Here is a 25202-nt window from a genome sequence, read left to right as displayed (position 1 = left end):
TGGAGTTAGTATGTGGAAAATGTGAATATTTATACAAACCTAAGCCATCTGTTCACACTAGTTTTTTATAAACCAATATCTGTAAACAGAGGGTTATCCTGCTTGTACTGCATCTTATTCGCAGTAATTCTTACTTACATAATCCTTAATTGCTTCGCTGTCTTCCGGCATTCTGCAGCCGATAATATATTCTCCATCATTATTAGAACAGCGGATAACACAGCCTTCCAGCGGTTTATCGCCTAACACATCAAAGCCCTGAACGTCCAGTGTAACATTTTTGCCCTTCGCACGCTCAAATACAGAATCGTTTACTGAAAATGCGAAACCATTGGCACTGATATTGACCATCTTGCCGTCATAAGCTGTATCCTGTCCGCTGATACGGATTGTACATCTGTTATCCAGCGGCATACGCGGATATTTTCTTCTGTTAAATACCTGTGGATTGGTTTCAATGCTCAGCTTAAACTGACCCTTTTCGCCATGTCTGCTGTATTGTACTGCTACGTGCTCCCAGCAGTACAATACATTATCCACAACAATATTTAACCGACAGAACGCATTTCTGTCACGCTTATCAACTGCCTGTCCGCTCTTACTATCCAGTGTTACAAAAATATCTTTATCAATACAGTCTACGACTTCACCCAGATATTCATCTTTCTTACCGCCGGCATCCCCAAAAGCTATAGAAATCTTCATGCCCTGTTTAATATCCTGAACACCCATAAATCCGCCAACACCCAGTTCACGCATCAGCTTACCAACTACACCTTCAATATCCATGGCACTCTTTGCACTGGCTTCATATTTACTTAACATCGTCTTTGTCGTCAGTTCTGCACCACTGATGCTCTGTGTCATGATTTCCATGACTTCACCGACCTGATTCATGTTTTCCGTCAGCGTGCGGTTTGAACTTTCAACCTCTTTAACAGCACTGTCTACAACCTTGATATTTTCTCCAAGGCTTGTCGCATCCTGTGTAATATTGGTTACACTTACATTGACATTCGATACCTTTTCAATATTAACCTGTATCAGTTCAATGGTTTCTGCAATGGATTCAAGCATCTTCTGGGATGTTTCTTCCAGATGGGAAAGCGCTTCCATGATACTGTTAGAAGATGCCTGTGTGCCGCTGCTCAAATTACGGATTTCATTGGCTACAACCGCAAAGCCCTTTCCGGCTTCTCCGGCTCTTGCCGCTTCGATAGAAGCATTTAACGCCAGTAAATTGGTCTTTGAGGTAATGCCCTCAATTGTACTGGTTTCTTCTTTTACATTTTCAAATTCTTTCTTGAAATCTTCCAGAATCTGTTCAACCTGTTTTGAAAGGTCTGCCATCTTATTGGTTGTTTCCACAACCTCTACCAGTTCACCCGCACTCACATTGGCATGTTCAACCGATGCCCCGATCAGGTCTACTACCTGTTCCATCAGGTCAGCCACACCTTTGACCTGTGTATCAATGACCTTTGTCATCTCCATGGAAGAAAGGGTCTTTTCATTTAAGACACCGTTGTTGGCATCGAGATTCTGCATATCCTTCATAACATCATTGGCACCCGTTCTGTTCTCGTCTGCCAGTTCACGGACAACCGTTACACCGTCTACAACGGCATTACTTGCATCCTTAACCTGTTCTACGGTACGGACAACGCGCTCTAAGTTGCTTTTAATAGACTGCGTAAGCGCCCCATCGGATTCTACCAGATGTTTGATTGCCATATTGGTACAAACATAACAACCAATTACAATGACCAGCTGTAATGCACATTCAGGACTTGCCATATAATCCATCATGCCCTTTGCCAGCCCCTTATAAGCATTACTTGAAATCAGTACAAAAAGTGTAATCCACATCATCGTGCGGATAAACTTCGGGTCTTTGTATAAAATCAGAATTGAAATTAACGGCAGGATAAACACATATGAAATCTGGTCGAGTGCCGTCCATGCAATGACCGAATAAAATGCAAGATATCCCAGTCCCACAATCCATTTATACGGTTTAAAATCCATTCCTTTAATAAACAACAGTGCCTGTCCGACAATATAGACTGCCCAGCCCACAATCGCAAATGCTGCGTAATAGCCCGGTGTCAGTGTTCCGGTGCCGACTTTGATGCCATAATAAATGCACGCAACGATCAGCAGAAGCACCCATGTTATGCTTGCTCTTTTGTTCGTCTTCGCCCTGAAAAAGGCTTCATTATAATTTTCCATAAACATTTCTCCTTTTAGTAAGTCAGCCATAGTTCTTTATTAAGAAGTATACCATAATTTATCAAAAAAGACTACTAATTCCCGCAGACACCATCAAAAGATATCATTTTCATTATTTTGTTGAAAAGCCCTCAAAAATATCTTAAAATAATGATATGATGCCATGGTAAAACCCCCTGGCCATGATAGGAGACTGCTATGAGTGACTTTATGATAAGAAATTTTTATAAACAGCGAAAAGACTTTGAGAAATCGTCTGCCGAACGGAATTTAACACTTACTTTCCCGGATACTGTCACAGAGATAAAAAACATTCCTTATATGACAGACGGCTCTGCCGCAAAAGACAACACTTCTTTGGACACGGACTTCCCACTGCAAAGCAGTAAATCACACATCTGCGATTCACACCGTCTGGACTGTTACCGCCCGAAAAAACAGGACGGCGAACTTCTCCCGGTAATTGTAAATGTGCATGGCGGCGGACTTTTACTTGGCAGCAAAGAATTTAACCGGTTATTTTGCATGCGGTTAAGCGAACTTGGTTTTTTAGTCTACAGCGTGGAATACCGTCTGATACCGGACTGTTCATTTTTCGACCAGTGTCAGGATTTAGCCTGTGCCATGGACTTTTTAAAAACGCGGATTTCTTCCGATAACGGTGATCTGTCCCATGTATATGCAGTCGGAGACAGTGGCGGTGCGTGTCTTTTAACCTACACTGCTGCCCTGCAGCATGCCCCTGCCGCAGCAAAAGCTGCCAAAGTCACTCCGTCTTCTTTACATATCAATGCGCTGGGACTCATCAGTGGCATGTTTTATACAACAAAAAAGGATAAAATCGGGTTGTTTCTTCCAAAGTATCTTTACGGAAAGAATTACAAAAAGAGTGCCTTTGCGCCGTTTGTAAATCCCGAACACCCTGATATTATAAAGGCACTTCCGCCGTGTTTTCTGGTAACCAGCCACAACGATTACTTAAAACGCTACACGTTACAATTTGAAAAAGCACTGGCACGTTACCAGGTGCCGCATGATTTACTGAATTTTCCGAAAAATCCGAAGCTTACACACGCTTTCAGCGTATTTGAACCGGAACTTGACGAAAGTTTACAGACAATGAAATCCATGATTGATTTCCTTCAAAAATACTAGAACAGGAGATGACACTTATGAACTATGATGAAAATGTTTTCAAAGAAAAAGCCAACATCAAAGCCCGCAGAATCTGGCTGGTCTTTGCACTTTTACTCACAGCCAACTATGGCTCCGATGCCGCAAACGGCCTGTATCCGTTTTCTAATTACATTATTTTTGTAGTATTATGCTGGGTTCCTTTCTTTATCGGCGATATTCTGCTGCGGCTAAAAGGAAAATCAACTGATTTGTACAAATATGATCTTGTTATCGGATACGGTATCTTTTATACCTTTGTATCCTGCACAACAGCTTCACCGATTGCATTTACCTATGTGCTTCCTGTCACAAGCCTTCTGGTTCTTTACAAGAACCGCAGCTTTATGATTCGTTGCGGCATCGCCAATACGCTTGTCATCATCGGCAGCGCCTTATACCGCGGTGTCGTACTTGGCTGCAACTCTGCGGCTGATATAAAAAATTACCAGTTACAGGTATCCTGCATTGTTTTATGTTATATCTGCTACGTGCTGTCTATCCGCCATTTAAACGAATCTGATGGGGCTTTAACCGACAGTATCAAGGCTGACTTACAGCGTGTCATCTCAACCGTTGAAAAGGTAAAAACTGCCAGCAATACCATTATGAACGGTATTACCGTTGTCCGTGAACTGGCTTCTGAAAACAAACACGGCTCTGACGTTGTTTTACTTGGCATGAATGAATTAACTGACAACAACGGAAAATTACAGCAGCATACCACCTCCTCCACCGATATGACCGGTGATATTAATGCACAGGTGGAACACGTTGTTGCATTAATCAACGAAATGGTTTCCTTAACAGCTGAATCCGTTACACATGCACAGACCAGTTCCGCAGACCTTGACGAACTGGTAAAAACTGCCGGAACGATGTCTGAACTGTCTGGCGAAGTTGAAAATGTTTTACAGGAATTCAAATCAGAATTTGAAAAAGTAAAAGAAGAAACCGGTACGATTGACAGCATTTCAAGCCAGACCAATCTGCTTGCCTTAAATGCTTCGATTGAAGCCGCACGCGCCGGCGAAGCCGGAAAAGGCTTTGCGGTCGTTGCCGAACAGATTCGCACATTAAGTACCGAAACCAAATCTTCATCCGGTCAGATTCAGGATGCCTTAACCCGTCTGGATGAGATTTCAGAAAAAATGACATCTTCTATCGAACAGACCTTGAAACTGATTCAGCTGACCCTTGAAAAAGTAACCTTAACCGGCGAAAATGTCGGTAAAATTACTGCGGATTCTTCACAGCTGGGTGAACATATCCAGGTTATTGACACCGCTATTAAAGAAGTGGAAAATTCCAACCGCCAGCTGGTTTCCAACATGGAAAACGTTACTGATATTGTAAATGTCATGACCAACTGCATTTCCGACTCTGACGAAACGACCAAACGCATGAGCAGTAAATATGAGGAAACGGCTCTGAATATCAACAACATTGAAGATGTTATCCAGGATTTAATGTGCGAACTGGGTATCGGCGGTTTCATGGGCATTGATGATGTAAAACGCGGCATGAAGATGACCGTAACCGTTCATGATGATGCTTCTTCTAAAGACATTGAATACCACGGTGAATTACTGGAACAGGTTGAAAATACGCTTTTTGCCTCTCTTGAAAAGAAGCTCAGCCTGCCAAAACCGGCAGCATGTACCGTACAGGTTACTGTCGGTAATGTTCTTTACTGCTGGAGCCATGCCAAGATTCAGTCTGACAGCGGTAAAACAGCTGCGGAAGGAACTTACCGTATTCAGATTACCAGCCGTCCGCAGATTATAAACCGCCGGAAATATCCACGCATGGATATTTCCAACACCTGTACGATTACCGTGAAAAATTCCGGTGAAACCTTTAAGGGTCAGTTAGACAATATCAGTGCAAACGGTTTTGCCCTTCTGGTAAAAGACCCGTTCTTTGCCTCTGCCAAGGGCCGTGACATTTCCATTGCCATTGATAACTTTGCACTGACCGCCCATTCCGTACTGGAAGGCCGAATTATCCGTTCTTCTGAAAATGAAGGCACGTATATTGTCGGCTGTCAGATGCCGGAGGACAACTACTACATTATGGAATATGTAGAAAGTGCCCTGCGCGAAAATCAGAAACATGTGTAAAATATAAGATAACTACGATAAAACAGCTTGAACCAAACGCCACCGTAACCGAAGGCTTATCCGTTATGCAGAATGAAGTGACCGGTTCCGCTTCTGACATCGCCGCTATTTCAGCCGGTCCGCCATGGTATAGAACTGGTAGTAAATGCCTTTCTTTTCCATAAGTGCTTCGTGGTTTCCTTCTTCGGCAATGCCTTCCTGCGTAAGCACTAAGATTCTGTCCGAATTGCGGATACTGGATAAGCGGTGTGCAATGGTAATCGTTGTTCTGCCCTTTGACAGCTTCTCTAACGACTTAGCAACCTCATACTCGCTTTCATTGTCCAGCGCCGAGGTCGCTTCATCCAGAATCAGTATCGCCGGGTTCTTTAAAAATACCCTTGCGATGCTGATTCTTTGTTTTTGTCCGCCGGAAAGCTTCACACCTCGTTCTCCGATATAGGTCTGATAGCCGTCTTTTAGTTCCCTGATAAATCCATCTGCCCCGGCAAGCTTTGCGGCTTCAATAACCTGTTCCTTTGTCGCATTTAAGCTGCCGTATACAATATTGTCATACACCGTGCCCGAAAACAGATAGACGTCCTGCTGTACAATGCCAATCTGCTGGCGCAGGCTCTTTAACGTAAATGATTTAATATTTTTACCGTCAATGCTGATTTCGCCGGAATCAATATCATAAAAACGCGGAATCAGGTTACAAAGTGTCGTCTTTCCACCGCCTGACGGTCCGACAATGGCAACCTTTTCGCCCGGACGAATCGTCAGATTCAGATTTTCAAAGACCTGATTGTGGTCATCCGGATACTCAAAGCTTACATCTTTAAATGTAATATCTCCTGTTACATCTTTTAATTCGACTGCACCCGGCTCGTCAAAAATGTCGATTTTGGCGTCCATAATCTGTAAAAAGCGTTCAATTCCCGTCATGCCGCGCTGGAACTGCTCGGCAAATTCAATGATTCTGCGGATTGTTGCAATAAATGTCGTTACATACAGCATATACGCAACCAGATCGCCCGGCAGAATCATGCCTCTAACCATAAAAATACCGCCGGCAACCACAACTGCCAGATACATCACACCGTCAAACATTCTGGTTGTGGTCTGGAATGCGCCCATATATTTATACGTTTCTTTTTTAATCCCAAAGAAGCTGTGGTTATCCGCATCAAACTTCTGATTTTCCATATCTTCATTTGTGAAAGCCTTCACAACCTTCTGACCCAGCAAGGTATCTTCAATACGCGCATTTAATTCACCAATCTGATACCGCTGTGCCGCAAATGCCTTTTTCATTTTGCGGTTCAGCTTCATACAGGATAGAACCATAACCGGCACAATCACAAAAATAATCAGTGTCAGCCACAGATTAATCATTGCAAGAATTGCAAAGCCTGCAATGCCTTTAATCGCCGCAATAAAGAATTCCTCCGGACAGTGATGCGCAAATTCGGTAACATCAAATAAATCGTTGGTAATCCGCCCCATAATCTGACCGACTTTCGTATTGTTATAATACGTATCAGACAGCTTCTGCAAATGCGCATACGCATCTTTACGCATACCGGTTTCAATCTTTGCACCCATAACATGCCCCGTATATGCCATATAATAATTCGCAATACCATCAATAATACGCAGTACCAGATACAATGCACCCAACATCAGAATTGTCTTTACGGACAACGCCGCAAGATCCCGGATTCCTTCGTTGGTAATATAACGCATAATCAGCGGAAGCACCAGCTCGCAGATTGTTGTCAGCGCCGCACAGAATAAATCCATGCAGAGCGTCCCCATATGCGGCTTATAATACGGTGCAAACCGTGAAAGCAGCTCCTTTGTTTCATACTCTTTCGTATTCACGTTTTGTTTCCTCCCATTTTTCTTCATCTTACTCTCTTTCTTTGTCTGTACACGCATAAATCTATATCTTTACACGCTTCACCCGGCTTCGCCAAACATTTTTCCTAAAGTTTTGTCAAACAATACATTTATTATGTGTCATGTTGCTGCGCCAGCCAGTTCTGTCAACGGTTTTATAGTATATCCCATTTCTTCCCACTTGGTCAACAATTCGTCTAAAATCTGCGCATTTGTCGAAGACGTGGAATGTAACAGCACGATTGCGCCGGGGTGTATTCTTTTAAGCAGCTTGCCAAACGCTTCGTCTTTTGTCGGCTGTTTATCCTGATACCAGTCCACATAAGCAAGACTCCAGAAAAACGTGTGGTAGCCAAGCTCCTGCGCCATTTTTAAGTTTTCAATATTGTATTTGCCCTGCGGCGGACGGTAAAATTTTGTTATCGGTGTCCCTGTAATCTGCTCAAACAGATTTTCAACGTCCTGCGTTTCCTTTTTAAAGGCATCCATGCTTGAAATGGATGACATATCCAGATGATGATAGGTATGATTGCCGACCGTATGCCCCTCCGCAATCATCCGTTTGACTATCTCCGGGCTGGTTTCCAGAAAATTTCCGACCACAAAAAAGGTCGCCTTTACATCATGTTTTTTCAACGCATCTAAAATCGGCTCTGTATTGCCGTTTTCATAGCCGCAGTCAAATGTCAGATAAATCGTATTCTGTGTTGTATCCCCGATAAAATACGCATTGTATTTTTTTAATTCCTCTGCACTCGCATTTCCTGTCGGCGGCTTTCCTTCCGTGCCAAAACCCAGTCCCCAGTTTTCACTTTTTTCATGCAGTAATGCCGACACACCGACACTCTCCGCCTTTTTTGCTGTCAGCGCTCCCAGCGCATACATTACTAAAAACAGCACTGCCACGATACTTACTTTCTGTGCCGTTATCCCCGACCACTGTTTCCTGCTTTCCCTAATGTCTTTTTCCTTTTCTTTGCCATCAGCTTTACCGCGCCTGCGTCCCGACCTCCACAGCAGTTTCATACACCTCTCCAATCCACAAATACTAGATTTTTACCGCGCAGATTTGTTTCATAAGAACCAAATTCCAATGCAAAAAATAATTACACCGGCATTTTTTCACGCTATATACTATATTCCCGCCGTTTTGGCACTATTCCTTTTTCATGCTTTTTAATGCAAAATGAGCAAAATGAACGACCGTCATACCAACTACGAATGTTTGATACAACGGCCGTTCTAAGACTCTGCGTTATCCAATTTTAAACTCCTTTTTCTTCGATTCTTCATTGATTTTATGAATTTTACTTCATTTTTCAATTTCTTCGATGAAATCTGTTCTGATTGTACAAAGGCAACATCACCTTTTTATTCCCTGCTCGTAAGTTTTCTTTTTGGAATCTTTTCTTTAAAAAATCTTCCTTTTTGTTTTCTTACTTAGAACATTGATACATTTTTTTGAATGATACCTGATTCCTTGAAATTGCTTTCATTGAATCTGTTTCATTCGGATAATATGAAGCTTCTTTCTGTCATCTTTCACGGGTTCTGACAGTTTCAAGATATCTGAAATATAGTTTCCTTTTACTTCTGCATCTTCATTGACTTTGATTTCGTTGATAACCAAAATCTTTTACTGGTATCAGAAGTGTTCCGGTCGTATATTTTTGATACCTTTTCAGTATTTGTTTCTTTACACAAATCTGAAATCTTTCATATTATTGTTGTGGTAAATCTTCAATATGAGTGCCAGCCTGTATTACCTTTTCCTTCTTTTCCTATCTCTTTATAGGAATCTTCCATTTGTTATATCGGTAAAGGTATTCTTGCGAGGGAACTGCTATGCCTTACCACTCTCATATTGTAGGTGTATTCCTTCGTTCTGCATTGGAATCAACCTCCTTTTAAGAACTCTTATGTTTGAAGTTCTTGTTTGTTTGTGATTGTATATTAACACGCAGGTTATTATTTGTCAATACTTTTTTCAAATAAATTTTAATTATTTTCATTCTTTTCTATAAATTGTATATTTTATTATGAATATTCTGACATTTTATACTGGCAGCTGTTCTATCGTTTCATATGCCTGCATCAGCATTTCCTTTGTCACTACATACGGATAATGGCGGATATCGGACATCTGCGGAATCCTGTCCATGGTTTCAAAGAACTGCTCCTCGGTAATGCCGATATCGGCAATGCGCACCGGAAGTCCCAGCTCTTTATTTAACGCATAGATTTTTTCAAATTCCTCCTGTTGTCCGTCTACAAGCAGGGCATACAGTACACCGAATCCGACAACCTCGCCGTGCAGATGTTCTTTTTCAATGACCGGATACGCCGTCAGCGCATAAAAGCAGGCATGTGCCAGACCACTGTTGTAATCCGGTGTAAAGTCCCTTGTAAGGAAAATGGATACAATCGCTGTCGTAACCACAATCGCTAAAGCTACCTGCTCCAGTGCTTCGGTTGCAACACCCTTTTTATTATCCTCCAATGCCTGTCTGCCGTATTCAAGCATCGGTGTCAGGCACATTTTGGAAAATCCGACCCCGACCTCCGTATAATGCGGCAGTTTTTCACCGCGTGAAGAAATCTCAGCTTCGTAATTTTTCGCATACGTGTCGCCGATACCCGCCCACAGATAACGGTACGGTGCTGCGGCAATAATCTGTGTATCGATAAATGCGTGAGCTGCCGGATGTGTAAAGAAATGTGGTTTGAAAAATGTGCCGTCTTCATGATACATAATTGAAACAGAAGTACATGCCGCACAGTTGGAAGCGATTGTCGGGAATGTAAACACCGGCTTTTCACACTCGATACACAGACATTTGCAGGTATCAATTGCCTTTCCACCGCCCACGGCAAACACCATATCGGCTTCTTTGAATGCCGGCAGTGCGGCAAGGCGTTCTACTGCCTCATACGTGCAGTCTGTTCCGTAAATTTCTTTTCCGATAATATCCAGCCCGCCGTCCGCCGCATTTTTACTGATTTTGTCAAATGCCGCAGAAAGCGCCTTTTTACCGCCGATTACAAGCACCTTTGTGCCGTATGGTTTACAGATTTTTCCAATCTGGTTATAGACCTCTTTTCCTACAGAATAACTCGGTAAATGTAATTCATAATTTTCTAATTTCATGATTCTATCCTTTCCGCAGACATTTTCATGCCCGCAAAACACGTATCAGTTTTTTAATTTTCAGCTGCTTCGCTGCCCATGACCGGCTGTTTTTTCACGCAGCCTACAATCATATGGACAATAAACGGTATCACAATCACAATCAGCGTTGCATAACCGATATAAGAATAACCCGTCTTAACCAGCGGAATTAAGCCAAACTGTGTTGTGAATCCGACAAATGCAACACCCATTGCAAGGGATGCGCCTCTGCCTGCGTTTTGTGTCTTTTCCTTCATGGTCTTTCCTCTTTTCTTTTTGTTACAAACCGAAATAAAAAAAAGATTTCCGTTCCCTAAAGGAACAGAAATCTTTTCTGCACGCCACCTGTATGGAAATCTCACATACGGTCTTTCTATAGTCCGTCAAAACGGCGATTACTACAGTCAGACGATATGCTCTCATCATAACGGTTAGAGTTTCCGTCAGCTCCTACTATCATTTCAGGCTGCCCTCATAAGTCCATTCACATGAACCGGAAATACTGCTTTCTCACCACATGCAGTTCTCTGTAATCTCTTACGCTCATGCTACTACTCTTATTCAACGGTTTGTCTTTTTTATTTATTGCTGAGTTTAGCACATTACTGTGTGAAATTCAACCTCTTTTTTACATTTTGAAATAATCAATGCTCTGTACAAGCTGTTCGGCAATCTGACGGAGCTGTTCGGCACTTTCATAGACCTGTTTAAATGTTCCTGCAACCGCTTCTGTTTCATTATATGTCTTTTTCGTGCCTTCCATGTTGTTTCCGGCAATTTCAGAGAGCGCCGACACGGCTTCCACGACTTCACTGCGGGAGCTGTCAAGCCGCTGTGTACTGCTTTTAATCTGTCCGATACTCTGCATGGATTCCCCAATACCCGAAAGCACCTCTTCCACAATATTTTGGGTTGCCTGCATGCTTTCACTCTGATTCTGTAGAATCTGCTGCATCTGCTGCATATTTTCCACGGCTTTTGCGGAATCCTCCATAAGTACCTGCGTAGTTTCACCGATTTCACGGCTCGATTCGTTGGACTGGTCTGCCAGCTTTTTAATCTGATCGGCAACCACGGCAAAGCCCCTGCCGCTTTCTCCTGCCCTTGCCGCCTCAATCGAAGCATTCAGGCTTAACAGATTGGTTTCTTCCGCAATCGACGTAATCAGTGCCGTTGCCTCGTAAATTTTATTGACGGAGTCATTCGTTCTGTTCGTCTGCTCCTGTACTTCTTTTATTGTATGCTCCACTTCGTCATTGATTTTCATGAGATTTAACAGCGTTTCTGCCGCCCTGCGGCCGGACTGCTGCATTGCCTGTGCATTTTCGTCTAACACGCCGACTTCCTGTGTCGTCTGCGTGATATTTTCACCCATAATCTGCATCTGTGCCGAAGTATTCTTGGAATTTTCTGCCTGCTGTGCCGAATTATCCACAATCATTGCCACAGTATCTTTTACCTGTGTCATCGTGCCGTTGGTGGTGTCTGCTGCCATCCCCAGCACATCCGATGCCTCTGACAAATGCTTGGCATTTTCCGAAATTTCACGGATAACGGACTGCATGGCATCACGGAGTGTAATCGTTACTTTCGAGAGTGCACCAATTTCATCTTTTCTTGCAAGCAGTTTTTCATCGACCCATACTTTTAAGTTGCCCTGTGCCAGCTCCTCAACAACCAGGATGCTGCTTTGGATATTACTGCTCATAGACAATGCCATTTTCATGGCAAATGCAATACACACAAGCATAATCACAATCACCGCCATAACAATACTGCCAAGAATCCTGTTGATGACCGCATCTTTTTGCGCCTTATCCGTACCGACGAAGACCATGCCGATAATCTCACTGTCCGAACCATTCTGATAAACCGGCATGTAATAGCCATAATTTATATTTCCTTCTAATGATACGTTTTCGCTGAAATATTCTTCGCCGTTTTGCAGAACCTTTGTAATAATCACATCGCCCGCCGGTGAACCTAAAATGCGGTTTCCATCCGAGTCCGCAGCCGAAGTCATAATCCGTTCGTTTCCATAGAAAAATGTGACATCCATATCCGTGTTCTTTTTGATACGGTCTACCAGACTTTCCGACTTGGAAATGTTATAGCTGCCCTTCCAGATATCGCCATTGCTGGTCTGTATGTAATCGCCCGTATTCTGGTCATATGCTGCCAGTGTCGCCGCCGCAGTGCCTTTTAGCGCTTCCTCAATCTGATTGATTAATGCACCTTTTACCGTGGTAAAGGTTAAAAAAATGGATACAATGCCTAAAAGCAGCACCGGTATAATGGTAATGGATAAAATTTTCTTTTTAATACTCATCTGTAATTCCCCCTATTCGACAACGTGAACGGTTTTAAAGTACCAATTGATTTTGCCGGTAATCGTTGCGGCATCAAGTGTTTTACCCTGTTCGCCTACGGTTTCTCCCGTATTGGTTTCAATGACACCGTCAAACACACCGTTTTTCCCGGATAAAATCTGCTGTTTGGCTTCGTCCACCTTCTGTTTTGTCCCTGTCGCACAAAAATCTGCCAGTTCCGTAATGCTGACTAGATTTTCATTCATGCCGCCGTAATAATTACTGCCGTCCCACGTTCCGTCCAGAACACTCTGTACCGCAGAGGTGTAATAAGCACTCCAGTTCCAGATGACACTACATAAACAGGCATCTGGCGCATTTTTACTCATATCCGAATTATAACCGATACTGTAAACGCCCCGTTCCTGTGCCAGTGTCTGGGGATAAAGCGTGTCACAGTGCTGTGTAATCACGTCACAGTTCATATCAAGCAATGTCGCTGCGGCGGCTTTTTCCGCTTCAGGACTGTACCAGCTGTTTGTTACCTTAACGTAAATCTGTGCATCCGGATTGACAGAATATACACCCAGTGCGAAAGCATCAATACCGCCCGTAACTTCTGAATTGGAAGAATCCATTGCGGCAACGTAGCCGATTTTATTGGTTTTGGTGTTCACGCCTGCCACAATTCCGCTTAAATACCGCGGCTGATAGATTTTTCCGAAATAGTTGTTAAAATTTTTACCGTTGCTTAAATAGCCCGTGCCGTGTGAAAAATACACAGACGGATACTGTTCCGCCATTTCTGCGGTGGTCTGCATATAGCCCCAGCTTGTGGAAAATATGATATTACAGCCCGCATCAATACACTCCTGAATCGCAGTGCGTGTCTTTTGTGCATCACTGTCATCGACATTGATTTTGCGTATAATCTGGTCATCTGAAAGTCCGAGGTTTTGCTGCATCCCCTGAATCCCTAAATCATGTGTATAGGTATAGCCGCTTCCCTCTGCCGGATCAGACAAATGAATGACCCCGACTTTGATATTTTCTTTGGTAATGCCTGTGGTATTTTGTACCGATACGGTACTGTTATCAGAATAACCCTGATTGGTTGCATAATCGTCCGGCTTCTGTGCCTGACACCCTACCAGCAGCAGACTGCACGCTGCTGCCGCAAAGATTCTGTAAAACGCTTTTGTACGCTTACAATACACTTTCTTATTCATATGAATCTCCCCTTTGTCACTACAATACACCTGTGGTTGCATATATATACTATAATTTATCATAAAAATAAGAATTTGTAACGCTTTATTTTGGATTTTTTTAGACTTTTTATATTTTTTTAATACGCACAAATAAGCGGACAAAAATAATTTTCTGCCCGCTTTGCTTTGTGTTTTAAATGGCATCTGCCGTCAATGCCGCATTCTGCGTATTAATAATGCTTAATATTTCCTCACGGATATGCATATATTCCTGTGTATATTTTGCACTTTCCTGATTTGTACCTACAATGTCGTAGGTAAAATCCGTATGAAATTCTTTGACAATCCGTCCCGGTCTTGAAGACATGACGATTACTCTTGTTGCCAGTGCCAGCGCTTCATCAACATCGTGTGTAATCAGGAAAATCGTATTGCCGGTCTTATTCCAGATTTCACGGATTAACGTCTGCATGTTCTGTCTGGTTAAGGCATCGAGCGCGCCAAACGGCTCATCCATGAGAATCATTTTCGGCTGGTTGACAAGCACCCTTGCAAGAGAGGCTCTCTGCTTCATGCCGCCGGATAATTCATACGGCTTCTGCTTTGCAAAATCCTTTAAGCCGACCAGCTCCAGATACTTTTTAACACCAGCTTCGCGCTCATCTTTTGGAACTTTACGCATTTTCGGTCCGTATTCCACATTTTGATAAATATTTAACCATGGATACAATGTCGGTGTCTGGAAAACAACCCCGCGGTCTGCAGACGGTCCTGTAATCGGCGTATCACCCATCATTGCCGTTCCTTCTGTCGGCTGATGAAATCCTGCTATGATTTTAAGCAGTGTACTCTTGCCACAGCCGGACGGGCCTAATACACAGATAAACTCACCCTTTTCAATTTCCAGATTGACATTTTCAAGTGCTGTCACACTTCCCTTTTCACTGGCGTATCTTAAATACGCATCTTTTATGGAAACGACCGTTTCCCTTTTGATTTCACTTGCCATAACCTTCACCTCTCTCTGTCTGTCTGACATTACTTACCCAATGCGGTTTCAATGTACTTCGGATTCACTGCCTTTTCAAATACGGACTTGTCCGGTACTTTTGTAATACTGCCCTGTGTCTTTAAAAATTCTGCCGTGTCGTAAAGGTTCTGTCCCACAGCACCCTTTGCACTGCTTGTTCCAAGATACGTTGAGGAAATCTGTTCACTGCCTGTCAGCCATGTCGAACCGCTCATCTGGAATTTTGCATTGTCTTCTGTCAGTTCCATTGCTTCTGCAATCGTCTTGATTGCGGTGCTTTCATCGTTCTTATACATGGATACGGATTTATCAAGTGCCTTTACATAAGCGGCTACAATATCCGGGTGTGCTTCTGCAAACTTTGTACGGACCACTTCAACATTGGAGGTCATATATCCGGCTTTTGCAAGTTCGCCGCTCGTTATTACAGTTTTCTTATTGGATAACTGGGATAATGTCGGCTCCCAGATATAAGCCGCGTCAATATCGCCACTGTTCCATGAAGCGTAGATTTTATCCGGCTGCATATCCAGTACCGTTACATCCGATGCACTTAGTCCGGCATTTTCCATTGCCTTTAAGAGTGAAAAATGGGCTGTGGATGCAAACGGAACCGCCACCTTTTTACCCTTTAAATCCGCTACGATATTAATCCCTGATGTGCCTGTTGCAACAAGGGATTCCACATCACCCAAAACTTCATGAATCCAGATTAATTCCACGCCTAAATCCTGTGCGATTGCAAGCGAAGCCGGACAAGAACCCTCCAGTCCAAAGTCAATGCTTCCTGCCGCCAGGGCGGTGTTTACGTCTTTGCCGGAACTAAATTCCACGATTTCCACGCTGACGCTGTCACCCATTTCCTCCTGGAAATAATTCATTGCCTTTGCAATGCCTTCATCGTTTGGCATCTGCTGTGTACCGATTTTTACAATGGTTTTACCATCCGATGTCGTTGCTTCCTTTTTACTGCCGCAGCCCGTTAATGCAACAGACGCCGCAAGCATACCTGCCAGTGCCAGACTTACCAATCTCTTTACTCTCATAATGTTTTCTCCCTTCTTTAATCCCTGTTTTTTGCTTCTGTCATCTATTTTTATCAATCCTTGCCGCTCCACGGAACCAGCTTCTTTTCAAGGAATTTTAAAAGCCAGTCAATGAAAAGGCCCGTAAAGCCCATAACGAAAATACCGACAAAGATAATGTCATTTCTAAACCAGTTGCCCGCATCAACAACCATCCAGCCGATACCGGAAGATGCGGCTACCATTTCGGCGGCTACCAGTGTGGAATATGCTACACCGATAGCAGTTCTTAATCCAACAAAGATTTCGGCTGCACAGGAAGGTAAAATCACACTCCAGAACACCTGCATCCGGGTTGCGCCGACCGTATAGGCGGCATTGATATAATCTTCCTTAATTCTTGCGACTGCCGATACACAGGCTACATAAATCGGTGCAAAGCAGGCTAAGAATAACAGTGCAATCTTTGAACTGTTACCGATACCGAGTGCCAGTGTCAGCAGCGTGTAGTACGCCAGCGGCGGCAGTGGTCTGTAAAATTCGATAAACGGTTCGACAAATGCCTTGATTTTGGAACTAAAACCACTTAAAAGTCCAAGCGGTACAGCCGTTACTACGGAAAGCAGGAAGGCTTTTAAAAGTCGTTCCATACTGGTTCCCAAATGCTGTAATAAGGTGTGTCCCTTATATCCTTGTGTTAAAACTTCTACAAATGAATCCCATGTTGCCTTCGGTGTCGGAATCAGCTTCGGGTCAACCAGTTCCAGTGCCGTTACCAGATACCATGCGGCAAAAAATAAAATGACTGCACAGACGGAAATAATCCGTTCTGTTGAAATTTTTTTCTTTTTCTTCATACCTAATCCTCATTTCCGAGCAAATTTTTTCATCATAGCTATTTGTTTTTGCTCACAAAGAAATAGCCGGACAAAAAGGAGCCTGACGGATTTATTCCTGTCAAGCCCCTTTGCTTCCTTGTTTTATATATTAAATTGTCATGACCTTTCCCTCTCTTACGCTGTAAGAGCTTTGCAAATCCACTGTAAAGATTCTGCCGTCACCGTGTTCTCCGGTGCAGTTGACTGCCATTAATTTATCAACGATAAGCTGTTCATCATCATTTTCTGCTTCTATAATAAACATCCGCTTATTGTTTAATCCTGTTGTAATGACCGAACCGTCCATAAAGGTCCGTACCACTGCCTGTTTTCCTCTGCCGCTGACTCTCACGCATGTGAATCCCGGCTTTCCGATGTCAAGCAGTGCCTGTTTGGTTTCTGCCGTTTTGTTCGGTCGCACAATTGCGATAATTTCTACCATAACATTCCCTGCCTTTCTACAGTCCTTCTGTCTTTGAACTGATTGTATAGGCTTTCTTAATCGGTGTTACAAAAATTCGTCCGTCACCGAAATTGCCTTCACCGGTTCTTGCCGTTCCGATAATCAAAGAACAAACCTTTTCTTCTACTTCATCGTCTACAACAATCATCAGCATTTCCTTCGGAAGTTCATCATAGAACACGGAACCGACCTGTAAGCCCTTTTGCTTGCCTCGTCCATATACCTCAATTTTAGTTACCGCCGGATATCCTGCATCTGCCAGTGTCTTTAAGGTTTCATCTACTTTCTCCGGTCTGATAATCGCCCGAATCATTACCATAATGCCCCTCCTTTTCTACCGCTTCCTGCGGTGTTGTGCTTTTGTTTGTTTGAATCTGATTGAAAGTTTAGCACCTCCTGTATCCATTCACAATGTCTTGAAAAACAAAGTTTTTTGTGCTGACGCACAGGTCTTTGCTTTTTTTATAAAAATGTGATAGTGTCTAGGAAAAAGTGTATGCATTAAAATACCTGTGGAAAGGAGTATCAATTATGAAGCTTCCAGGTTATTATACGTCCGGTCAGTTTGCACATATGGCAGAGGTATCGGTACGGACAATCCGCTATTACGACCAACAGAATATTTTAAAACCTTCTTATATTAATGAAAGCGGTGCGCGTTTTTATACCGATGAGGACTTTGTACGGCTCCAGCAGATTTTATTATTGAAATATCTCGGTTTTTCACTGGAAGATATCCGTGAAATGACGATTAATGATACCGACTATCACCTGATGCAGAATGCCTTAAATCTCCAGTTAAAGCTGATTGATGATAAAATCGAACAGATGCAGCTGGTGAAACAGGCAATTCAGGATACTTCCCGTGAAATTTCCAAAAATCACACCGTAAACTGGAGCCAGATGCTGCATCTGATTCACCTGACTGGTATGGAAAAGAGTTTAAAGACACAGTATCAGAATGCCAGCAATATTTCTGCCCGTATCCGTCTGCATGAAATGTATTCCCAAAATCAGACGGGATGGTTTCCATGGATTTACCACAACTGTAAAATCACAGACGGTATGCGCATTCTGGAAATCGGCTGTGGGGACGGTACACTCTGGAATGAAAATATGGCAAAACTTCCTCAAAATATTTCCGCAGTCTTATCCGATATTTCAGAAGGCATGCTGCGTGATGTCAGAAGGCGTATCGGCAGTGATTCCCGCTTTTCTTTTCAGGCATTTGACTGCCACCGGATTCCATTTGCCTCAGACAGCTTTGACCTTGTGATTGCCAATCATGTACTGTTTTACTGTGATGATATTGCAAAAGTCTGCTGTGAAGTATCCCGCATATTAGTTCCCGGAGGAAGGTTTCTATGCAGTACCTACGGTGCTTCCCATATGCAGGAAATCACGGCACTCGTCCAGGAGTTTGACAGCCGTATCCAATTATCCGGTGATGCCCTGTATGCAAGGTTTGGGCTTGAAAACGGCGCAGAACTCCTTGCACCGTATTTTTCAGAAATTTCAACACAGCTCTATGACGATGCCTTATATGTCACAGATGCGGCACCGCTGATTGAATATATTCTTTCCTGCCACGGCAACCAGAACCAGTATCTGTTAGAACGTTATCAGGATTTCCGCCGCTTTGTGGAAAAAAAGACGCTCAAAGGATTTCATATTACAAAATCGGCAGGGCTTTTTATCTGCCGGAATAAAATATAGAAATTCTTTCATAAAATTTTCCGGAAAAGGCTTGAAGGTGACGTAACGTCATCTTTTATACTGGGTATATTGACAAAATTTATTTGCCTGATTTTAGAACAAAGCATTTACTGTTTCTACAAAAGACTGGAGGTTTTATGAAAGGAATTATTTTAGCAGGCGGTTCAGGCACACGTCTTTATCCGCTGACAATGGTCACTTCAAAACAACTGCTGCCGGTTTACGATAAGCCGATGATTTACTATCCGCTGTCCGTACTCATGAATGCCGGCATCCGCGACATTTTAATTATTTCAACACCACAGGATTTACCGCGTTTTCAGGAACTGCTGCGCGACGGCAGCCAGTTTGGTGTCCGCTTATCTTACAAAGAACAGCCAAGCCCGGACGGACTGGCACAGGCATTTATTATCGGTGAAGAATTTATCGGTGATGACAGTGTTGCCATGGTACTCGGCGATAACATTTTTGCCGGACACGGTTTAAAGAAACGTTTAAAAGCCGCGATTGAAAATGCCGAAAGCGGCAGAGGTGCCACCGTTTTTGGCTACTACGTAGACGACCCGGAGCGGTTCGGTATTGTAGAATTTGACAAAAATGGCAAAGCCGTATCCATTGAAGAAAAACCGGCAAAGCCAAAGAGCAATTACTGTGTTACCGGCCTGTATTTTTATGACAACCGCGTTGTTAAATACGCTAAAAATTTAAAGCCAAGTGCGCGCGGCGAACTTGAAATTACTGATTTAAACCGCATTTATCTGGAAGAAAACCAGTTAAATGTCGAGCTTTTAGGACAGGGTTTTACATGGCTGGATACCGGAACGCACGAAAGCCTTGTCGAAGCTACCAATTTTGTAAAAACAATTGAACAGCACCAGCACAGAAAGATTGCCTGCCTTGAAGAAATCGCTTATTTAAACGGCTGGATTTCAAAGGAAGATGTATTAAAGGTTTATGAACTGTTAAAGAAAAACCAGTACGGACAGTATTTAAAAGATGTCTTAGACGGCAAATATATGGATGTACTGCACTAAAGGAGGATTTATGACTATTATTGTAACCGGCGGTGCCGGATTTATCGGAAGCAACTTTATTTTTCATATGTTAAACAAATACCCGGATTACAGGATTGTCTGCTTAGACTGCCTAACCTATGCCGGAAATTTATCAACGTTAGAGCCTGTTATGGACAACCCGAATTTCCGTTTTGTAAAGGAAAGCATTACGGACCGTGAGGCCGTTTACCGTCTTTTTGAAGAAGAAAAGCCGGATATCGTTGTCAACTTCGCCGCTGAAAGCCATGTTGACCGCTCTATTGAAAACCCGGAAATCTTTCTGGATACGAACATCAAAGGTACTGCCGTTTTAATGGACGCCTGCCGCAAATACGGCATTACACGTTATCATCAGGTTTCTACCGATGAAGTATACGGCGACCTGCCGCTTGACAGACCGGATTTATTCTTCACGGAAGAAACGCCGATTCACACCAGCAGTCCTTACAGTTCCTCAAAGGCCGGTGCGGATTTACTGGTGCTTGCCTACCACAGAACCTACGGCCTGCCGGTAACAATCAGCCGCTGTTCCAACAACTACGGTCCATATCATTTTCCGGAAAAGCTGATTCCGTTAATGATTGCAAATGCCTTAAATGACAAGCCGCTTCCGGTTTACGGAAAAGGTGAAAATGTGCGTGACTGGCTCTATGTAGAGGACCACTGCAAGGCGATTGATTTAATTATTCACAAGGGACGTGTCGGTGAGGTTTATAATATCGGCGGTCATAACGAAATGAAAAATATAGATATCGTAAAGATTATCTGCAAGGAGCTTGGCAAACCGGAAAGCCTGATTACTTATGTAACCGACCGCAAGGGACACGATATGCGTTATGCCATTGACCCGACAAAGATTCACAATGAACTGGGCTGGCTTCCTGAAACAAAGTTCGCAGACGGCATTAAGAAAACCATCCGGTGGTATCTGGACAATCAGGACTGGTGGAAAACCATTATTTCCGGCGAATATCAGGATTACTATGAAAAAATGTATAAAAACCGCTAATAGAAAGGACATAAATTTATGAAAGTGCTTGTTACCGGTGTCAAAGGACAGCTCGGACATGACGTTGTAAATGAACTTGAAAAACGCGGACACACTGCTGTCGGCGTTGATATTGAAGAAATGGACATTACGGACTTTGCCAGTGTTGAAAAGACACTGACAGCGGTTTCTCCGGAAGCGGTCATTCACTGTGCCGCATGGACGGCTGTCGATGCCGCAGAAGATGCCGAAAATCAGGAAAAAGTCCATCTTGTCAACGCTGTCGGTACGGAAAATATCGCTAAAATGTGTAAACATCTGGATATTGCCTGCATGTATATTTCAACCGACTATGTATTTAACGGTCAGGGAACTGACAGCTGGAAACCGGACTGTAAGGACTATGCACCGTTAAATGTGTACGGACAGAGCAAATTAGACGGGGAACTCGCCGTTTCCGGTCTGCTTTCCAAGTATTTTATCGTCCGTATTGCATGGGTATTCGGTCTAAACGGCAATAACTTTATCAAAACGATGTTAAAGGTCGGCGCAAACCACGATAAACTGACGGTTGTCAATGACCAGATTGGCACACCGACTTATACGTTTGATTTGGCACGCCTGCTTGTCGATATGATCGAAACCGACAAATACGGTTACTACCACGCAACCAACGAAGGCGGCTTTATCAGCTGGTATGACTTCGCGACGGCTATTTTTGCCGAAGCTGTGGCTTTAGGACACAGTGAATATGACAGCGGACATTTAACGGTTGCTCCTGTTACCACGGCGGAATACGGCATTTCCAAAGCCGCAAGACCGTTTAACAGCCGTCTGGATAAGCACAAGCTTGTTGAAAACGGATTTACTCCGCTTCCGACATGGCAGGATGCACTAAAACGATATTTGAAAGAAATTTTGTAATAACAAGGGCATGAAAATGCCCGTGGAATGGAGAAGTGTGAACAAAAACAAATCGTTATGATAGCAGATGAGAAATCGCCTGCGCGAATTTCTCATCGCATCTACGCAACAAGTTGCTCAGAAAAGGAGATAATATGGGACAGATTCAGGTTGAAAAAAATGCAGGCGGAATTGAAGGCCTGTGCGTGATTACACCAACCGTTCACGGCGATTCACGCGGATATTTTATGGAAACTTACAATCAAAAGGATATGGAGGAAGCCGGACTTACAATGCAGTTCGTACAGGACAACCAGTCTGCTTCTTCAAAGGGTGTTCTACGCGGTTTACATTTTCAGAAGCAGTACCCACAGGGCAAACTGGTACGTGTCATCAAAGGCTGCGTTTTTGATGTTGCCGTGGATTTACGTGAAAACAGCCAGACATACGGCAAGTGGTTCGGTGTAGAGCTTTCTGAAGAAAATAAAAAGCAGTTTTATATCCCGGAAGGCTTTGCACACGGATTTTTAGTATTAAGCGATACCGCAGAATTCTGCTATAAATGTACGGACTTCTACCACCCGAATGACGAGGGCGGTCTCGCATGGAATGACCCGGAAATCGGAATTGTATGGCCCAAGCTTACCGGCTCCTATAACGGCACCCCGTCCGGAGACGGCTACAGCCTTGATGACGGCACGAAGCTGTTACTCAGCGATAAGGATCAGCTGTGGAAGGGATTGAAGGATACGTTTCATTTCGCGTAAAGATTCCGCGTAAAGTGTAGAATGGAAAAGCAGTGCAGTACCAAAAACGCCTCAACGTGTTACTTGACTTCGGCTTATTTTGGTACTGCACTGCTTTTATTTACGCTTTGGCTCCATGAGGGGAGAGCGTGGCAGTCGGAACATTATAGGCAAAAATTTACCGTGTTACTTGACTTCGGCTTATTTGGGTTCTTCCCTGCTTTTATTTACGCCTTGGCTCCATCATTTACAGTTAAGCGAATTTTCTGCCTGTTAATAATTCAAATGCTTCTTTATATTTTGCAATTGTCTTATCGATTACATCGTCCGGGAGGAGGTAGTCGCTGTCCGGATTTGCTTTTAACCAGTCTCTTACGAACTGCTTGTCATATGACGGCTGTGACTTTCCTGCTTCGTATCCTTCTAACGGCCAGAATCTTGAGCTGTCCGGTGTGAGCATTTCATCACCGATAACAACGTTGCCGTTCTCATCCAGACCAAATTCAAACTTTGTATCTGCAATGATAATTCCCTTGCTTAATGCGTATTCTGCGCACTTCTTGTAAAGCTTGATTGTACAGTCCTTAATCTGTGTTGCATAATCTCTGCCCTTGCCCGAATAAAGCTTTTCTAACACTTCTACGCTCTGCTCGAAAGAAATATTTTCATCATGGTCGCCTAATTCAGCCTTTGTACTTGGAGTATAAATCGGTTCAGGCAGTTTTTCTGATTCCTTTAAACCTTCCGGAAGGCTGATGCCACAAACAGTACCGTTCTTCTTGTAGCTTTCCCAGCCACTGCCTGTAATGTATCCACGCACGATACATTCAATCGGGAGCATTTCCAGCTTCTTGCACAGCATGCTGTTTCCGTCGTATTTTTCTGACTGGAAAAATTCCGGCATATCTTTTACATCTACAGAAACCATATGATTCTTTACAATATCCTTTGTGTAATCAAACCAGAACTTTGACATCTGTGTTAAGATTGCACCCTTATCTGTAATCTTATTCTTTAAAATGTGGTCGAATGCTGATATTCTGTCTGTTGCCACAAGAATAAGATTCTCTCCGATATCGTAAACTTCTCTTACTTTTCCTTCTTTGAATGGTTTAAATTCCTGCATTTTCTTTATATCCTCCATTTTTTACAATTTACTTTAGTATACAATATTCGACACCGGTACTCAAGCCGTATTTTATGAAAATATGCCAAGCGCAGGCAATTTCTCATCTGCCATCACCTGACTTCAAAACTGCTGTGTTCCCCGCTGATAAATTTCATTGCTCCGATAATCGAATTTTCTGCCATATTGGATACGGCTTCATCCGTGTAAAATGCGGTATGCGGTGTTACAACGACATTGGAATAGGAACGCAGGATTGCTAGCTTTGGATTGCCAAGCGGTTCACCCATACGGTTAAAATAATACAGTCCGCTCTCATGTTCCACAACATCTAACCCCGCAAAACCAACTTTTCCATTTTCAATGCCTTCAATTAAAGCATCCGTGTCAATCAGCGCACCTCTCGCACAATTGATTATAATGACACCGTCCTTCATTTTCTGAATTGCCTGCGTATCAATCATGTGATAATTATCATCTGTTGCCGGTGCGTGCAGTGTAATAATATCACTTTCCCGAATCAGTCTGTCAAGGCTTACGTATTCTGCCTTTTCCCTTACTGCTTCCTGCTCGTAAATATCATAAGCAAGCATTTTACAGCCAAAACCGCCAAGATGGTCAATCACCGTTTTTCCGATGCGTCCCGTACCAATTACACCAACCGTACAGTCGCTGAACTCCCTGCCGATTTTTCCTTTGAGCGTATAATCCTGAATCGCGGCACGTTCCATAATGTGCTTTGCCTTACGGCACCCCATCAGCATTAACATAATGGTATAATCCGCCACACTCGCCGGATTGTAAGTTACATGAGTCACACCCATGCCAAGCGTATGGGCATATTCCGTATCTATATGGTCATACCCAATCGTTCTTGATGAAATACAGCGGATTCCCGCCGCATGAAACGCATCAATCATCGGCTTATCCATAATTGTCGTGATAATATCCACAACATCATAGCCCTTTGCAAGCTCTACATTTTCAAGGCACGGTGTCTGTGTCGTATACCCGAATTCCACACCGTATTCCCCACAGAACTTCTCAAAAAAGGCCAGTTCATCATATTCTCTCATACTGTATACAAAAAGCTTCATTATACTACTCCTATTCTGAGCGATTTCTCATCTGCCATTAGGCAATTTGTTTTCACTCGGAAACAAATTGCTGT

21 protein-coding genes are annotated in these 25202 nt (G+C 43.2%); 7 read left to right on the top strand and 14 right to left on the bottom strand.

Features of this window, described 5'->3' with window-relative positions; all coding sequences use genetic code 11:
• Window positions 1–114 precede the first annotated feature (114 nt).
• The gene (locus tag LI288_RS07325; RefSeq protein ID WP_227089963.1) at window positions 115–2232 is read right to left on the bottom strand and encodes a methyl-accepting chemotaxis protein; all 2118 of its coding nucleotides are present in this window, start codon (window positions 2230–2232) and stop codon (window positions 115–117) included.
• A 198-nt stretch (window positions 2233–2430) separates the two neighbouring features.
• Between LI288_RS07325 and LI288_RS07320 the strand changes: the two genes are divergently transcribed.
• Both LI288_RS07320 and LI288_RS07315 read left to right on the top strand, forming a co-directional pair.
• Window positions 2431–3387, top strand: coding sequence for an alpha/beta hydrolase (locus LI288_RS07320; protein WP_022431814.1), 957 nt, complete (start codon window positions 2431–2433; stop codon window positions 3385–3387).
• Between the two features lie 17 nt (window positions 3388–3404).
• Window positions 3405–5528 (top strand): methyl-accepting chemotaxis protein, encoded by a 2124-nt coding sequence (locus LI288_RS07315; RefSeq protein ID WP_227089962.1) that lies wholly within the window; start codon window positions 3405–3407, stop codon window positions 5526–5528.
• 105 nt (window positions 5529–5633) lie between these two features.
• Here the strand turns inward: LI288_RS07315 and LI288_RS07310 are convergent, their stop codons facing one another.
• The 11 genes from LI288_RS07310 to LI288_RS07260 all read right to left on the bottom strand — a co-directional run bounded on the left by LI288_RS07310 (window position 5634) and on the right by LI288_RS07260 (window position 17816).
• Window positions 5634–7421, bottom strand: coding sequence for an ABC transporter ATP-binding protein (locus LI288_RS07310; RefSeq protein ID WP_227089961.1), 1788 nt, complete (start codon window positions 7419–7421; stop codon window positions 5634–5636).
• A gap of 111 nt (window positions 7422–7532) precedes the next feature.
• A complete protein-coding gene (locus LI288_RS07305; RefSeq protein ID WP_227089960.1) occupies window positions 7533–8438 on the bottom strand; it encodes a delta-lactam-biosynthetic de-N-acetylase in 906 nt (301 codons plus the stop codon).
• Between the two features lie 1030 nt (window positions 8439–9468).
• Window positions 9469–10560: an iron-containing alcohol dehydrogenase family protein gene (locus LI288_RS07300; RefSeq protein ID WP_227089959.1), complete on the bottom strand. Its 1092-nt coding sequence runs from the start codon at window positions 10558–10560 to the stop codon at window positions 9469–9471.
• A gap of 53 nt (window positions 10561–10613) precedes the next feature.
• On the bottom strand, window positions 10614–10838 hold the full coding sequence (locus LI288_RS07295) for a hypothetical protein (RefSeq protein WP_227089958.1): 225 nt from the start codon (window positions 10836–10838) through the stop codon (window positions 10614–10616).
• Between the two features lie 371 nt (window positions 10839–11209).
• Entirely contained in the window at window positions 11210–12910 is a 1701-nt protein-coding gene (locus LI288_RS07290; RefSeq protein ID WP_227089957.1) for a methyl-accepting chemotaxis protein, read from the bottom strand.
• A 12-nt stretch (window positions 12911–12922) separates the two neighbouring features.
• Complete coding sequence (locus LI288_RS07285) at window positions 12923–14119, bottom strand: BMP family ABC transporter substrate-binding protein (protein WP_227089956.1); 1197 nt, start codon at window positions 14117–14119, stop codon at window positions 12923–12925.
• Window positions 14120–14294: 175 nt separating this feature from the next.
• Entirely contained in the window at window positions 14295–15110 is an 816-nt protein-coding gene (locus LI288_RS07280) for an ABC transporter ATP-binding protein (protein WP_227089955.1), read from the bottom strand.
• A gap of 29 nt (window positions 15111–15139) precedes the next feature.
• A complete protein-coding gene (locus tag LI288_RS07275) occupies window positions 15140–16177 on the bottom strand; it encodes a taurine ABC transporter substrate-binding protein (protein ID WP_227089954.1) in 1038 nt (345 codons plus the stop codon).
• A 53-nt stretch (window positions 16178–16230) separates the two neighbouring features.
• Complete coding sequence (locus LI288_RS07270; protein ID WP_022431804.1) at window positions 16231–17013, bottom strand: ABC transporter permease; 783 nt, start codon at window positions 17011–17013, stop codon at window positions 16231–16233.
• A 130-nt stretch (window positions 17014–17143) separates the two neighbouring features.
• Window positions 17144–17476, bottom strand: coding sequence for a P-II family nitrogen regulator (locus tag LI288_RS07265; protein WP_022431803.1), 333 nt, complete (start codon window positions 17474–17476; stop codon window positions 17144–17146).
• Between the two features lie 16 nt (window positions 17477–17492).
• Window positions 17493–17816, bottom strand: coding sequence for a P-II family nitrogen regulator (locus LI288_RS07260; RefSeq protein ID WP_022431802.1), 324 nt, complete (start codon window positions 17814–17816; stop codon window positions 17493–17495).
• A 212-nt stretch (window positions 17817–18028) separates the two neighbouring features.
• Here LI288_RS07260 and LI288_RS07255 point away from each other — a divergent pair, with 212 nt between their 5' ends.
• From LI288_RS07255 to rfbC, 5 genes are all read left to right on the top strand, one after another.
• Entirely contained in the window at window positions 18029–19213 is a 1185-nt protein-coding gene (locus tag LI288_RS07255; protein WP_227089953.1) for a MerR family transcriptional regulator, read from the top strand.
• A 137-nt stretch (window positions 19214–19350) separates the two neighbouring features.
• Window positions 19351–20247, top strand: coding sequence for a glucose-1-phosphate thymidylyltransferase RfbA (rfbA, locus tag LI288_RS07250; protein WP_022431800.1), 897 nt, complete (start codon window positions 19351–19353; stop codon window positions 20245–20247).
• A 10-nt stretch (window positions 20248–20257) separates the two neighbouring features.
• Complete coding sequence (gene rfbB / locus LI288_RS07245) at window positions 20258–21277, top strand: dTDP-glucose 4,6-dehydratase (protein WP_022431799.1); 1020 nt, start codon at window positions 20258–20260, stop codon at window positions 21275–21277.
• An 18-nt stretch (window positions 21278–21295) separates the two neighbouring features.
• Window positions 21296–22180, top strand: a complete 885-nt coding sequence (gene rfbD / locus LI288_RS07240) for a dTDP-4-dehydrorhamnose reductase (protein ID WP_227089952.1) — start codon at window positions 21296–21298, stop codon at window positions 22178–22180.
• 134 nt (window positions 22181–22314) lie between these two features.
• On the top strand, window positions 22315–22926 hold the full coding sequence (gene rfbC, locus LI288_RS07235; RefSeq protein ID WP_022431797.1) for a dTDP-4-dehydrorhamnose 3,5-epimerase: 612 nt from the start codon (window positions 22315–22317) through the stop codon (window positions 22924–22926).
• Between the two features lie 232 nt (window positions 22927–23158).
• Here rfbC and LI288_RS07230 read toward each other — a convergent pair whose 3' ends face one another.
• Both LI288_RS07230 and LI288_RS07225 read right to left on the bottom strand, forming a co-directional pair.
• On the bottom strand, window positions 23159–24031 hold the full coding sequence (locus LI288_RS07230) for a phosphoribosylaminoimidazolesuccinocarboxamide synthase (RefSeq protein ID WP_227089951.1): 873 nt from the start codon (window positions 24029–24031) through the stop codon (window positions 23159–23161).
• 113 nt (window positions 24032–24144) lie between these two features.
• Window positions 24145–25128 (bottom strand): D-isomer specific 2-hydroxyacid dehydrogenase family protein, encoded by a 984-nt coding sequence (locus tag LI288_RS07225; RefSeq protein WP_022431795.1) that lies wholly within the window; start codon window positions 25126–25128, stop codon window positions 24145–24147.
• Window positions 25129–25202: the final 74 nt, after the last annotated feature.

It is taken from the genome of Lachnospira pectinoschiza (genome assembly GCF_020564355.1).
Taxonomy (GTDB): domain Bacteria; phylum Bacillota; class Clostridia; order Lachnospirales; family Lachnospiraceae; genus Lachnospira; species Lachnospira intestinalis.
Note: the sequence above shows the minus strand (reverse complement) of the source record. Positions and strands in the feature narration are given on the sequence as shown.